Annotated in this window: 15 protein-coding genes; 6 read left to right on the top strand and 9 right to left on the bottom strand. The window is 39.7% G+C overall.

What is annotated here, in order from left to right; translation table 11 throughout:
- Positions 1-7 precede the first annotated feature (7 nt).
- From J416_RS13910 to J416_RS16745, 8 genes are all read right to left on the bottom strand, one after another.
- Positions 8-1,144, bottom strand: a complete 1,137-nt coding sequence (locus J416_RS13910) for a trans-sulfuration enzyme family protein (protein ID WP_003474044.1) — start codon at positions 1,142-1,144, stop codon at positions 8-10.
- Between the two features lie 35 nt (positions 1,145-1,179).
- On the bottom strand, positions 1,180-2,025 hold the full coding sequence (locus J416_RS13905) for a DegV family protein (RefSeq protein ID WP_003474042.1): 846 nt from the start codon (positions 2,023-2,025) through the stop codon (positions 1,180-1,182).
- Positions 2,026-2,131: 106 nt separating this feature from the next.
- Positions 2,132-3,136 carry a DoxX family membrane protein gene (locus tag J416_RS13900; protein WP_003474039.1) on the bottom strand — a complete coding sequence of 335 codons (1,005 nt, stop codon included), beginning with the start codon at positions 3,134-3,136 and terminating at the stop codon, positions 2,132-2,134.
- 411 nt (positions 3,137-3,547) lie between these two features.
- Positions 3,548-3,853, bottom strand: a complete 306-nt coding sequence (gene qoxD, locus J416_RS13895) for a cytochrome aa3 quinol oxidase subunit IV (RefSeq protein ID WP_003474036.1) — start codon at positions 3,851-3,853, stop codon at positions 3,548-3,550.
- A gap of 1 nt (position 3,854) precedes the next feature.
- Positions 3,855-4,454, bottom strand: a complete 600-nt coding sequence (gene qoxC / locus J416_RS13890) for a cytochrome aa3 quinol oxidase subunit III (protein WP_003474033.1) — start codon at positions 4,452-4,454, stop codon at positions 3,855-3,857.
- Complete coding sequence (qoxB, locus tag J416_RS13885) at positions 4,451-6,397, bottom strand: cytochrome aa3 quinol oxidase subunit I (RefSeq protein WP_003474030.1); 1,947 nt, start codon at positions 6,395-6,397, stop codon at positions 4,451-4,453. Before qoxB ends, qoxC begins: the two co-directional genes overlap by 4 nt.
- Before the next feature lie 15 nt (positions 6,398-6,412).
- A complete protein-coding gene (locus J416_RS13880; protein ID WP_420805449.1) occupies positions 6,413-7,015 on the bottom strand; it encodes a hypothetical protein in 603 nt (200 codons plus the stop codon).
- Positions 7,015-7,326 (bottom strand): cytochrome c oxidase subunit II transmembrane domain-containing protein, encoded by a 312-nt coding sequence (locus J416_RS16745; protein WP_003474024.1) that lies wholly within the window; start codon positions 7,324-7,326, stop codon positions 7,015-7,017. The genes J416_RS13880 and J416_RS16745 overlap by 1 nt, the downstream gene beginning before the upstream one ends.
- Positions 7,327-7,653: 327 nt before the next feature.
- Between J416_RS16745 and J416_RS13875 the strand changes: the two genes are divergently transcribed.
- The 6 genes from J416_RS13875 (at position 7,654) to J416_RS13850 (ending at position 13,395) form a co-directional block, all read left to right on the top strand.
- Positions 7,654-8,226 (top strand): response regulator transcription factor, encoded by a 573-nt coding sequence (locus J416_RS13875; RefSeq protein WP_003474023.1) that lies wholly within the window; start codon positions 7,654-7,656, stop codon positions 8,224-8,226.
- Complete coding sequence (locus tag J416_RS13870; protein WP_003474021.1) at positions 8,226-9,632, top strand: ATP-binding protein; 1,407 nt, start codon at positions 8,226-8,228, stop codon at positions 9,630-9,632. The genes J416_RS13875 and J416_RS13870 overlap by 1 nt, the downstream gene beginning before the upstream one ends.
- 20 nt (positions 9,633-9,652) lie before the next feature.
- The gene (locus J416_RS13865; RefSeq protein WP_003474020.1) at positions 9,653-10,663 is read left to right on the top strand and encodes a TIGR00341 family protein; all 1,011 of its coding nucleotides are present in this window, start codon (positions 9,653-9,655) and stop codon (positions 10,661-10,663) included.
- A 95-nt stretch (positions 10,664-10,758) separates the two neighbouring features.
- Complete coding sequence (gene chrA, locus J416_RS13860) at positions 10,759-11,955, top strand: chromate efflux transporter (protein WP_003474019.1); 1,197 nt, start codon at positions 10,759-10,761, stop codon at positions 11,953-11,955.
- 202 nt (positions 11,956-12,157) lie between these two features.
- Entirely contained in the window at positions 12,158-13,072 is a 915-nt protein-coding gene (locus tag J416_RS13855) for a cation diffusion facilitator family transporter (protein WP_003474018.1), read from the top strand.
- A 14-nt stretch (positions 13,073-13,086) separates the two neighbouring features.
- Positions 13,087-13,395 carry an ArsR/SmtB family transcription factor gene (locus tag J416_RS13850; protein ID WP_003474017.1) on the top strand — a complete coding sequence of 103 codons (309 nt, stop codon included), beginning with the start codon at positions 13,087-13,089 and terminating at the stop codon, positions 13,393-13,395.
- A gap of 14 nt (positions 13,396-13,409) precedes the next feature.
- Here J416_RS13850 and J416_RS15980 read toward each other — a convergent pair.
- On the bottom strand, positions 13,410-13,735 hold a 326-nt coding region (locus tag J416_RS15980), incomplete at its 5' end, for a hypothetical protein (protein WP_003474016.1).

Below are 13,735 nucleotides of genomic sequence, written 5' to 3'. Positions count from 1 at the left end.
TCACCTATTATTTTTTCGCTTGATCCAAAGCAGATGTCATCATGTCGATAATATCTTGTTCATCTTCAATCCCGACAGATATACGAATTAACCCTTTCGTTATGCCTACTTGTTGTTGCAAATCTTCTGGCAAATTACGATGAGACGTAGCAATCGGATAAGCCACTGTCGTTTCTACACCGGCTAATGTCGCGACAATTTTTATCCATCCGAGAGATTGAAAAAATCGATCGATATCACACCCATGACGAATATCAATCGTAACAATCGCTCCATTCCCCTTACTCGACACATCATTTGGATAATATACTTGATCTACCGCTGGATGTTGATGGAGTGCATCGGCTAATGCTTGGGCGTTTTTGACATGACGTTCCATACGAACGCTAAGTGTTTTCAATCCCCGAACCATCAACCATGCTTCAAACGGACTGAGATTCGCCCCTAAATTCACAATCCGTGATTTCGCCTGTTGGATCAGATCTTCATCGCCACAAAGGACCCCTGCGGTACTATCACTGTGTCCGCCTAAATATTTTGTGGCACTATGTACGACGAGATTTGCGCCTATATGATATGGCTGTACCAAGTAAGGCGTCGCAAATGTATTATCCACCATCAGCTTCAACTGATGGCGTTTCGCAATTTGTGCGATTGTTTGAATATCCTCTGTTCGTAACAATGGATTGGTAATTGTTTCGGTATATAAAAGTACCGTATTCTCCTTTATTTCATGCTCAAAATCACCAGCAAAAGAAATAAAACTGACTTCTATGCCAAAAGACGTTAATTCATTGGCCAAAAGTTCATAGGTGCCACCATATAAGTCGGTCGATGCTAGTACATGATCTCCCGCTTTCGCAACAGCTAATACACCAGCCATAATAGCTGATAAACCTGAGGAGGTGGCTACACCACTCGGAGCATCTTCTAGTTGTGCCACTGCTTGTCCCAATTCATCGGTATTTGGATTTCCGACTCTTGTATACAAGTAATCTCGTTCACCTTGAAAAAAGTTTTCGATATCGGTTAAATTGTCAAAAGTAAAAGCAGAAGATTGATGAATCGGAGTCACCTTCGTCGGAATACCATTTTCTCGTTTCATTGTCACATGGACTGATTTTGTATCAAAGCCTTGTCCCATCCGTCTCTTCCTTTCTATCTCTCCCTAGTCATTCATTATTCGTCTCTTAGCCAAGCGATACACATTGTGCCATGCCCTGTGTGTACACCGGCCACTGGCACAAGCGTCTGAATATGGACACTTAGTTCATGGTGGATGTTTTCAATTTCTGCTTTCCATTTTTGCGCTTGTTCCACCACACCAGCGTGCAAAATGCATATGTCTTTCAAATGATACTTCTCCATGGCATCATCAATAAGCTGAAACATTTTCCTTTTCGCCCGTTTTTTAATGCGAACTTTATCCTTCACAACCACTTTTCCATCATCAAAACCTAAAATTAAATGGATATTTAGTAATGTCGCAAATAGCGATTGCGTTGTACTCAGTCGACCACTTTTCTTTAATTGATCTAAGTTTTGTGGCATTAAATACATTTGCGAAAGCTCTGGATAACGGCGCAATGCGTCAACAATCATTTGATACGGCTTGCCTTGCTCAGCGAATGCCACACCTTTTTGTATCATTTTCCCCATCGCATAGTCACCGATTTTCGAATCAATCACTTCAACATCAAATCCAACCATTTGAGAGGCCGACAATGAACTCTGATAAGTGCCAGTTAGCTGGCTTGATGCATGAATCGCAATCCCACAATCATATTCTTCCTTCAATTGTTCATATAGTTGAATGAAGTCGCCATAGCTTGGTTGACTCGTTTTCGCATCATCCCCATGCTGTTGCAACAGTTCATAAAATTCTTCTTTCGTTACATCAATATCTTCTCGATACGTTTCGCCAGCAATGATGACATTCAATGGCAAAATAAAGATATCATGTTGCGCGGCATACTCTTGTGATAGACCACAAGAACTATCCGTAATCCAAGCGATTTTTTTCATATGCAGTCCTCATTTCTGTTCTTTCATCGCACGGTTTCTTATCACTACTATCATACTTGAAACAGCTTGAGAAGTAAAACAATCTTACACCTTCTATATGATAGGCTTATCCAAAACGATAATAAATTAAAAGAAAGGTTGCGAGAACGAATAAAAAGTTTAAAAAGACGAAAATCATTTGATCCAGTTTTGTCCGATGAATTTTTACGGGTGGCTGATAGAATGACACACCTTCAATAATAAAGATCACAAGGACAATATGAATCATGGCATGTCCAATAATTTCGGTCATTCCGAAAAGTAAACTCGTTGAAATAAATATGAGTGTAACTAACAAACCAACAATACGATTCAGAATCCCTACAACTAATAAATAGCCGACAACAAATTCAACAAACGCGGCCATCACAATAAACACTTCCGGTGAAAAGCCAAATGTCGGCACATGATGATTGTGAACAATATCAAGCGACATCGCTGGATAGACCCATTTTTCGACAGCTACCCAGCACAAACTTAAACCCGTTCCAAGATAAAGGAATGGAAAGCCCAAACCTTCCCATTTCGTACGTCCAATCAATAAAACAAAGATAATCGCAAGATAAAAGCCATAATCAAGCATATAAAACCAGCCTGCTTCAGCCCATACTGACATGAATAACCCAAGCATTACGATAGCTGCTAGCTTTGTACTATAGTGATGAGGAATGAGTAAGCTCACAATAATTATCGTCATGACAACCATTTGCCAAGTGGATGAAATGGCGAATTCAGGGGCGAACATCGTACCTGATATAAGCTGAATCAGAAAAGCAAGTGCTGTACCGTATGTCAAAATGGTTCGTGAGTATGTACGCATACGATTTAAAAACTGATTTAATTGCTTGGCATACGGAATTTGCAGAAAATAATCCATCACTTGTGATAAAATGGCTAGAATAATAGCGACAATTAATGCAAACGTCATAAAAAAAGGTGATAATATTTGCTCAAGCGGTACCTTTTCTGGTTCTACTTCAGCAAACCATTTCACATGTGCATACACAGTCGTTGGCGCAGCAATTACCATCGCCATCACGAGCGGCAACAATTTCTTCGACTTATTTATCATCATTATGCTCCTCTCTCTAGTTGCTCTTCTTGCTACTATATCATACAACCGACCGCAGCATATATAAAAATCAATAAGGACAAAAGAGTAGTTAGACAAGAAAAATCCGAACATTGATATTTGACTACACATAACGCTTCGGCAAAATACTCCGCTTTTACCCCTAGGGCATAAGTCAACATCTGCTCAAGGTAACTTTCGCAGTGTATCCTATACCGTGGGCACGGCTTCAGCTAACTGTGTGAAGAAGAACTCTTCACACAGTCGATCTTCAGCTCGCGCTGTTCCCACAGGAGTCTCCGTATTTTGCCTACGCTTCATGTAGATTGTTCGGATTATTGTTCTTCCTATTTAGTTTTGTCCCAGCCTCGTGAATAACGTAAACAGCTTTTGTCCCTGCTTTTTTTCTCTTTACATCGCAGCATGACCTGAGGTGAGTACCCAAATCGAGCCAAATACGATGACTAGGGCTAAAAACACGCTGTATATCATATTGATCACATTGACTGGACCTTCTTTTCCTTCGGTAATATGCATGAATAAAAACAGCTGAATCAACGCTTGGAAAATAGCTAAGCTACCAATGATCCATAGCACAACATTCGAAGAGAAATCCGTTTGAAACGCCACAAATACAGCCAGTAATGTTAATGCAATCGAGAGAATAAAACCGATCACATGATTCCATGGGAAACGGTGTTGCTTCTGTGTACTCATATTACATCACCATCCCTTTCAAATACACGAACGTAAAGATAAAAATCCAAACCACATCAAGAAAGTGCCAATACAAACTCGCAATAAAGAATTTACTTGCTGTTTTTTCTGTAATGCCTCTTTTGACTAACTGGATGATTAATAAAGTAATCCAGCCAATCCCTAAAGTAACGTGTGCACCATGCGTACCAAGCAATGTGAAAAAGCCAGCAGTAAAACCACTTGTTTGTAACGTAGCCCCTTCATGAACATAGTGAATAAATTCATTAATCTCCATATATAAGAAACCAGCACCGAGTAATAATGTGATGACAATCCAAGTGAGTAATCCCTTCAAATTGTGATTACGCATCGAATGAATCGCTAATCCACAAGTAAAACTACTCGTTAATAAGAGAAATGTCTCAATCAAGACATCTTTTAAAATAAAGATGTCTTGACCAGCTGGACCGTCAGCTGTATTGTGCTCTAACACGAAGTAAGAAGCAAACAATGTGGAGAAAAGCACAATTTCAGCACCTAGGAAAATCCAAAAACCTAATATATTCATCTGACTCTGTTCGGACCGGTATTCCAATGGCGTCTCTACATGTGAACTCATTTCAAATCACCTCGCCACTCTCGTTCTTCTTCTTCCAGTTCATCTACTGGAATGTGATAACCATCATCATAATCAAAACTGTTAGCAATTAACCCAATCACAATGCCGACGGACGCAATGATAGCTAACGTGAACCATTCAAACACAAGGAAGAAACCGACAAGACCAATAGCTGAAGCTAGGAAAATTGGCATCCAAGAATTGTTTGGCATGTGGACTGGTTTTAGATCTGCTTTTTTCAGTCCCGTTTCTTCACGTTTTTTCTTATGCCAGAAATCGTCACGCTGTTCCACTTCTGGTACAACCGCAAAATTGTAATGTGGTGCAGGAGAAGCCGTCATCCATTCTAACGTTCTCGCATGCCAAGGGTCGCTTCCGACATCTCTTGGTGCATAACGGAAGCTCCAATAAATGTTGTAACATAAAGCAGCAAATCCAGCGGCTAAGATCAGTGAACCAATCGCCGAAAATCCTAACCAAGCACCCCAACCTGTGCTTTCAGAATACGTGTACAAACGACGAGACATGCCATCTAATCCGACGAAGAACATTGGCATAAATGTCATATTAAAACCGATCACAAATAGCCAGAAATGCCATTTGCCGATTTTTTCATTCAGCTTGAAGCCAAACATCTTCGGCCACCAGTAATACAATGCAGCGAATACGGCGAATACAACGCCTGGTATTAGCACATAATGAAAGTGAGCGACTAAAAACATCGTATTATGGTATTGATAATCAGCTGCGGCCATGGCGAGCATGACACCTGTGACTCCGCCAATCGTAAAGCAAGGGATAAAAGCAAGCGCCCAAAGCATCGATGTCGAAAATTCAATGCGCCCTTTTCTCAACGTAAATAACCAGTTAAAGATCTTCACACCTGTTGGAATGGCAATCATCATCGTCGTTAACGAGAAAATCGAGTTAACGGCTGCACTGTTCCCCATCGTATAGAAATGGTGTACCCACACGAGCATACTTAAAAAAGCAATCCCGGCAACGGAGACAACCATCGACTTATAGCCAAATAAATTTTTACGTGCGAATGTTGCAATCACTTCAGAGAACATACCGAAAGCTGGCAAGACAACGATATAGACTTCCGGGTGCCCCCATAACCAGAACAAGTTGAGCCAAAGCATCGGGTCACCGCCACTGGCGACCGTAAAGAAATGTGTACCAAATAAACGGTCAAATGTCATATACAATAATGCAATCGTAAAGATCGGGAATGCGGCAACGATAATGATCGATGTAATAAACGATGTCCACGTAAACATCGGCATTCGCATCCATGTCATACCAGGGGCACGCATTTTTAAAATCGTCACAACGAAGTTAATTCCTGTCGCTAATGTCCCGATACCAGCAATTTGAATCGCAATCGCATAATAATTATTTCCGACTCCTGGCGTGAACTCTTTACCAGCGAGTGGAAAATACGACGTCCATCCCGCATCAGGAGAACCACCAAGCACGAAAGAAACGTTAAATAACATCGCACCTACGAAAAAGAGCCAAAAGCTAAGTGCATTTAATTTCGGAAATGCCACGTCACGTGCACCAATTTGCAATGGGACGACAACGTTCATAACCCCAATTAAAAGTGGCATGGCCATAAATAAAATCATAATCACACCATGTGTGGTGAAAATTTCATCATAGTGTTGTGCATCAAGAACTTCTAACCCTGGTCTTGACGTCTGTGCTTTCATTAACAGCCCGTCAACGCCACCACGGAAAAACATGAGGACACCAGAAATAATATACATAATCCCTATTTTTTTATGGTCAACGGTTGTAAACCATTCACTCCATAACCATTTCCATCGTTTCAAATACGTAATTAAGGCGATTAAGCCAATCATCGTTAATCCAATGGCGATCTGTGAAGCAAAAATCAACGGATCGCCAGTCACTAGTATTTCATCGAATGACATCGATTGTCACCACCTTTAGTTATTTGATGTTTCTTCTTCCTCATTTTCCACTTCATGAGACAATTCGTATAATTCAGGATGGATATACTCACCTGATCCTTCTTCAGCATGATTAATCCATTGTAAGTGTGTACCGTTATATGTTTCACGACCAATGACACTTGGTTTAAGGAGTTCAGCGTATTTATCCTCCGTTAACTCATTGGCTGTATTCTTTACATCTTGTACCCATTGGTTAAAATCGTCTTGAGTCTGTGCTTGCACTTCAAAATCCATATGAGCGTATCCTCGCCCATTAAAGTTCGTATTTCGACCATAAAACGAGCCCGGATGATCAGCGACTAAGTTTAATTTTGTCTGCATGTTCGCCATCGTGTATTTTTGTCCAGCGAGTTCCGGTACCCAAAATGACTGCATCGTACCAGCAGATGTCATCTTCAATTTAACTGGATGATCAGCTGGAATATTCAAATAATTGACCGTTTCAATATTTTGTTCAGGGTAACTGAAAATCCACTTCCAATCCGCAGAAGTGACATGAATCACTAACGGTTCATCTTCTTTATATCCTTGAGGAATATCTTCTACTTCATTGATCGTTTGAACAGTTGGGATCATCAAGCAATGACGATCACTACTGGAATCGTAAACCAAATGACTTCAAGTATATGATTCCCTTCTTCTTCCTCTGGTTCTTTATCTTCATCTCCAGGTTTGGCACGATATTTCCAAACAATAAATCCAAACAATATAAACACGACAATGACAATCACAAGCATAAATATGATTGAATAGACAATCAGTTCTGATAAGTTTCTTGCGACTGGTCCTTGTGGGTCAAACACGATTAAATTGGATTCACAACCAGCTAATACAACTGGCAACATGAGCAAACCGAATAATAAGCTAATTTTTTTCAACTTTTTCATCATCTGACTCCTTTCTTCGGCTGCAATTATACACCCATATAGAAAACATGATTTCATTGCTAGTTTTCATTCTGACAAACAAATTTGATGAAATTATGATGAACGAACAATCGTCAAAAAATGTTCAAAAAAAACGTAAGCATTTACGAATCAAGGAAAATTCTATACTATTTGAATAAGAGACCTTAGACATATGAGAGTGATAAAATTGAGAAGAACGACTATTTTAATCGTAGATGATGAAAAGCAAATGCGTACGATGCTTACGCTCTATTTGCGTGAACAATTTGAATTACTAGAGCATCAGACGGCCAAGAAGCTATTGAAATGTTACATCAACATTCGATCGATATCGTATTGTTAGATATCATGATGCCGCGACTAGATGGCATCGAAACATGCAAACAAATGAAACAAATCAATGCAAACATGCCGATCATCTTGCTAACTGCTCTGAACGAAACATCTCAGAAAGTCGAAGGATTAACCATTGGCGCTGATGACTACATTGTAAAACCTTTTGAACCTGAAGAATTAGTCGCACGGATTCATGTTCAATTGCGTCATTTTTCAAACAGTGATCATGAGAACGACACCATTCAGTTTGCCAATGTTGTCATCGATCAAGAAGCCCGGACCGTTACTGTCGAAAAACAGGAATTAAAGCTTAGTCCAAAAGAATTTGACTTATTGTATTTATTAGCCAAGCATCCGAACCGTGTATATACGAGAGAGCAATTACTCGATCTCATTTGGGGAATGGATGAAGTAGTCGACATTCGTACCGTTGATTCGCATGTTCGCTACGTACGAGATAAATTGAAAAAAGCTGGCGCAACGACACAACCGATTCAAACGATTTGGGGCGTCGGCTATAAATTTGTATGGGAGGAATCGTGATGAAGCTAAATAGTGTCGTTTTTAAATTAGGGGCAACGATTCTTTTTCTACAATTAATTATTTTGATTCCGTTAGGCTTTATTATTTTACAGTTAATTTTGAACTACTCTTATACCCAAACGGAATCGCAATTACTCAATCTATCAGAAAAATATGCCACAGAAGTAGAAAGTTTAGATGGAGAAGATCATTCACGTTTGCTCGACCATTTAACCGACATGACAGATACGAGCGCCGCTATCTTAAATGCAGACGGTGACATCACAACAAAAACACATTGGGATGATGCCATATCTAACCAGTTTTTATCTGAAGCTGAACAAGATCGGCTTCAAAACGGTGAAACCATTTCCAAAGAACAAACGTATAACGGAACCACCTATTTGAAGGTTGCTCAACCTATCATGCAATCGGACGGCTCCCATGCAAGTGTCGTCTTATTTTCTTCTTTTGGCTTAATTAGCAGTTCGATACATAACATCATTATTTTAGTGTTACTCGCAAGTCTTGGAGCAGTCGTATTAGCCATTGGATTTACGATTTTCATTTCAAAAAAATTAGGCGCACCATTAATTGAAATGGAAAAAGCAGCAAAACAAATCGCCGAAAAGCAAGATTTTTCGGTGCGTGTCAATTATCAAGCAAATGACGAAATCGGTTCACTCGCCAATGCTGTCAATCATTTATCCCGTACACTTGAACGGTATAAAAACAATCGGAATGAATTTTTCTCAAATATTACACATGAACTAAAAACACCACTTACTTATGTGAAGGGATACGCCAATGCTGTACGACACGAAATGTATCAATCAAAAGAAGAACGTGATGAGTTTTTAGACATTATTGAAAATGAAACCGACCATATTAGTTACTTAATGGACGATATGATGGACTTGTCCAAAATCGAGGAGGGCAAAATCGACTTAAATAAAGAAACGTTTGATGTGAATCATCTATTAGACGAAATGGTACGACGCACACAATTTAAAGCGGACGAAAAAGGACTTGCATTACGTTTTGAACAACCAGCACAACCTACAATGCTATATGCAGACAAAAGCCGAATCGAACAAATTGTCATCAATTTAGTCGAAAATGCGGTTCGATATACTGAATCCGGTTCAATTACACTACAAGCTCGCGCAACGAAAGAGGGAACAGAGATTTTGGTAACAGATACAGGAATCGGTATACGTAAAGAAGATATTCCGTACCTATTTGAACGCTTCTATCGCGTGGATAAGTCACGATCCCGAGCAAACGGTGGGACAGGACTTGGGTTATCCATCGTCAAATACCTTGTCGATATGCATGATGGAACGATCGATGTAGATAGTGAAATCAATATTGGTACCAAGATTCGTTTATTCTTCCCCGTTTTGGATAAAGATAAAGAAAAATAGGGGAAGAAGGGACAGACAGAATGGAACTGCAATTAATTGAGATCTACTTGCCTAGTGAACAGTTTGATACATTGAATCAGAAATTAGAAGAATTTGATGTGTTGACCCGTTCGCATACGACATTGTCCGAACAACAGGAATTATTAAAAATCGTAATCCGAAAGACGGACGCAGAAGATATTCTCAATTTTCTAGAAATGAATGATAAAGAAGATAGCCATATGCGTGCGTTCTTATATAATCTGTCCTCTTATCTTCCTCGCATTCAAGAAGATAACGATGACAAGCAACAACAAGAAGAAGAGAAAGAAAAAAGTGACAGAGAGATTACTCGTGCAAGCAGACAAGAATTGTTTCATGTCGTCCAATCGAAAAGTCAGGCAACGACCAATTATATATGGTTATCGATTCTGTCTTCCATTGTCGCAACAGCAGGAATTGTAAAAGATAGTGCCGCCATTGTTATTGGTGCTATGGCCATTGCTCCGTTAATCAGCCCGTTTACATCATTATCTTTTTCAGCAACACTAGGCGATTATCATATTTTGCGACGTGCACTCCTTACTTCTCTTTATGGCTTGGCGATTCCGATTGGGATTGCCATGCTATTTGGTTTCATCTTCCCTTTACCACAAAATAGTGCTGAATTTCTAGCTCGCACCAATATCCAATTTATGGATATCGCCGTTGCGCTTGCTGCTGGAACGGCTGGTGCATTATCTTTTGCCAAACGTGTATCAGAGGCTTTAGTTGGCGTCATGGTATCCGTAGCCTTACTTCCACCAGCCGTCGTTTTAGGTATGATGCTCGGTGCCCGTCAATTTCAAGCATCCGCGACCCCTTTACTATTGCTACTCGTAAACATTCACGGCATTTTACTTTCAGCGATTATTGTTTTTTGGTCAACGGGGATTCAACCCATTAATTGGAGTGAAATCCAAGAAGCCAATACCTCACGACTTTATGCACTACTTTTTGTCAGTATCGTCATTATCACACTCGGCGTCATGATTTACTTTATTAAGTTTTAATAAAAAATTTACAAAGTCTTAACATTTGTGCGATTGCCAGGTGATTGATAAACCGCTATAATTCCCTTAGCTTCATATAATGATAGGGGGATGACATGGCAAAAACAGCACGTACATTACAAGATTATGTGACGATTTTGTGGATTGCAACAAGACTTGGTTTCACATCTTTCGGAGGGCCAATCGCCCATCTCGGTTTTTTCCATGAAGAATATGTAAAAAGAAAGAAATGGCTCGACGAAAAAAGCTATGCCGATTTAGTAGCCTTATGTCAATTCCTACCTGGACCAGCAAGCAGTCAGGTAGGAATTGGGGTTGGCATTATCCGCGGTGGCGCCATCGGAGGATTTCTCGCCTTTTTAGGATTTACGCTTCCATCAGTTATTGCTTTAATGCTTTTTGCTCTAGCCATGCACCAATTTTCTTTTGGTGATGCAAGTTTTATCCATGGATTAAAAATTGTAGCAGTTGCTGTCGTCGCACATGCCATTGTTGGTATGGGAAAAAAGCTCACACCCGATTTACCGCGAAAAGCTATCGCGCTTATCTCGCTTACGGTGATGCTTTTATGGCAAACGACGTTCACTCAAATTGGCGTCATTCTGGTGGCCGCACTCATTGGTATTTTCCTATTTCGACATCATGACACCAAGGAAAGCGCTCATGAATTTCAATTAGGGATATCGAAGAAAACAGCTATTATAAGTATTAGTTTATTCTTTTTATTATTAATCGCATTACCACTGATCAATCAGTTCATTGATTGGCGCTGGGTAGCGATGTTTGACAGCTTCTATCGTTCCGGGGCATTAGTATTTGGTGGTGGACATGTCGTGCTACCTTTATTAGAGCAAGAATTTGTTCCTACTGGCTGGCTTACAGAAGAAGAGTTTTTGGCAGGCTATGGTGCAGCCCAAGCCATCCCCGGACCACTATTCACCTTTGCCGCTTATTTAGGAACAGTCATTGGCGGAGTTTCAGGTGGCTTGATAGCAACAGTGGCAATTTTCTTACCCGCCTTTCTATTAATTTTTAGTACATTACCGGTTTGGCATGCTTTGCGTCACATATCAGTTGTTCGCGGGGCGCTTATGAGTGTTAATGCAAGTGTAATTGGTATTTTAATTGCTGCATTGTATCAGCCGATTTGGACAAGTACAATTATGGAAGCAAAAGATTTTATGTTAGCAGCCATTTTATTCAGCTTGTTGGCATACTGGAAGCTCCCATCTTGGGTGATCGTTATTATCGGATTTATCGGCGGTATGTTGCTACCCTATATACCGTTGTAGCGCCGCTTACGATTACTAAAACGGAATAAAATCATGTTTATACACCCGAATGTTAGCAGATATAAATCAGTTAACATTCGGGCTTTATTGTTGGAAACCAAAGGGAGGATATATTTATTTTCAGATTTTGTTGCACAACTGATTCATTCATATTATAATATGAATATATGTTCATATGTATAATTGTATAAGGAGGATAATGATGGGACATTCACATGACCACGATCACGGACATCACCATCACACGAATAACAAAAAAGCATTGTTGATTAGTTTTCTCTTTATTGCTGGATTTATGATTGTGGAAATTATCGGTGGATTGATGACCAACAGTCTGGCGTTGCTATCCGATGCAGGACATATGTTTAGTGACGCCTTTGCATTAGGATTAAGTTTATTTGCATTTAAATTAAGTGAGAAAGCTTCAAATCCACAAAAAACATTTGGGTATAAACGGTTTGAAATTCTCGCTGCGTTTATTAATGGAATTACTTTACTAGCGATTTCGATATATATTTTTTATGAAGCCTATCAGCGATTTTTAGAACCGCCGAACGTGAGCCCGATGATGATTTGGATCGCAGTCACTGGACTTATCGTCAATATTGTCGTTGCTTTTATTCTGATGTATAGCGGTGATACAGAAGATAATTTAAACATGCGTAGCGCTCTTCTCCATGTCTTTGGAGATTTACTCGGTTCAGTCGGTGCCATCATTGCGGGTATTTTAATTTTATTATTCGGTTGGAATTTTGCCGATCCCATTGCGAGCGTGATTGTCGCCGTTCTTATTTTAATGAGTGGATATCGGGTAACGCGTGACTCGTTCCATGTACTGATGGAAGGAACACCGAGTGATATGTCATTTGAGCATATTGAAAATCAGCTCGTGCAATTAGATGGGGTCATTAGCATTCATGATCTCCATGTGTGGACGATTACATCGAACTTCCCAGCATTTAGCTGTCATATGGTCGTCGAATCCGATATCAATCGCGACGTGTTATTACAACAAGCTTCAAAACTGTTACATGATCAATTTTCACTCCACCACACCACCATTCAAGTGGAAGGAAAAGATGCAGAAATTATTGATCATGAGGATTGTTGCAATTAAAAGGAGGAAAGATTGTGAGCGAAAATCACTATCAACCTTTAGATGAGGAAACATTATTTCTTGTATCACAAACGTTTAAAGCATTATCTGACCCGACACGAATACGTATATTACATTTATTATTTGAATGTGAATTATCGGTTTCCATGATTGCAGAAGCGTTGCATCTCAATCAATCAAATGTTTCACATCAACTTCGATTTTTAAAAAACTTACGCCTTGTGAAATACCGAAGAGAAGGCAAAACAGTATTTTATTCTCAAGATGACGAACATGTGATGCGCATTCTCCAACAATCAATTGATCACGCGACGCATCATTAAAATCATGAAAGATATCAGTCCATCTTTCGTTCGGTTTCGGATTGCGGAAAAAGATGGGCTGATATTTGATATTTTTTAGTATCCTCAGAAATGGAGGCGAATGTTTCAATAAACCATTGATCAAATGGCCAATTGATGATGCAAGGATGTCCCAGAAGTCGCGTCATACATGATTTTTTGAGGCAAACAGTTGCTTTCACTACTTCTGTTTGACGCATATCCGCTTTTTCGAGGCTAACAGCTACTTCCACTTCTTCTGTTTGATGCATATCTTCTTTTTTGATGCAAACAGCTGCTTCTCTTTTCTCTGTTTGACGCATATCCGCTTTTTCGAGGCTAA

This window comes from Gracilibacillus halophilus YIM-C55.5 (assembly GCF_000359605.1).
GTDB lineage: Bacteria > Bacillota > Bacilli > Bacillales > Amphibacillaceae > Gracilibacillus > Gracilibacillus halophilus.
The sequence above is the reverse complement of the archived record's forward strand: the minus strand, read 5'-3'. Positions and strand labels throughout refer to the sequence as shown.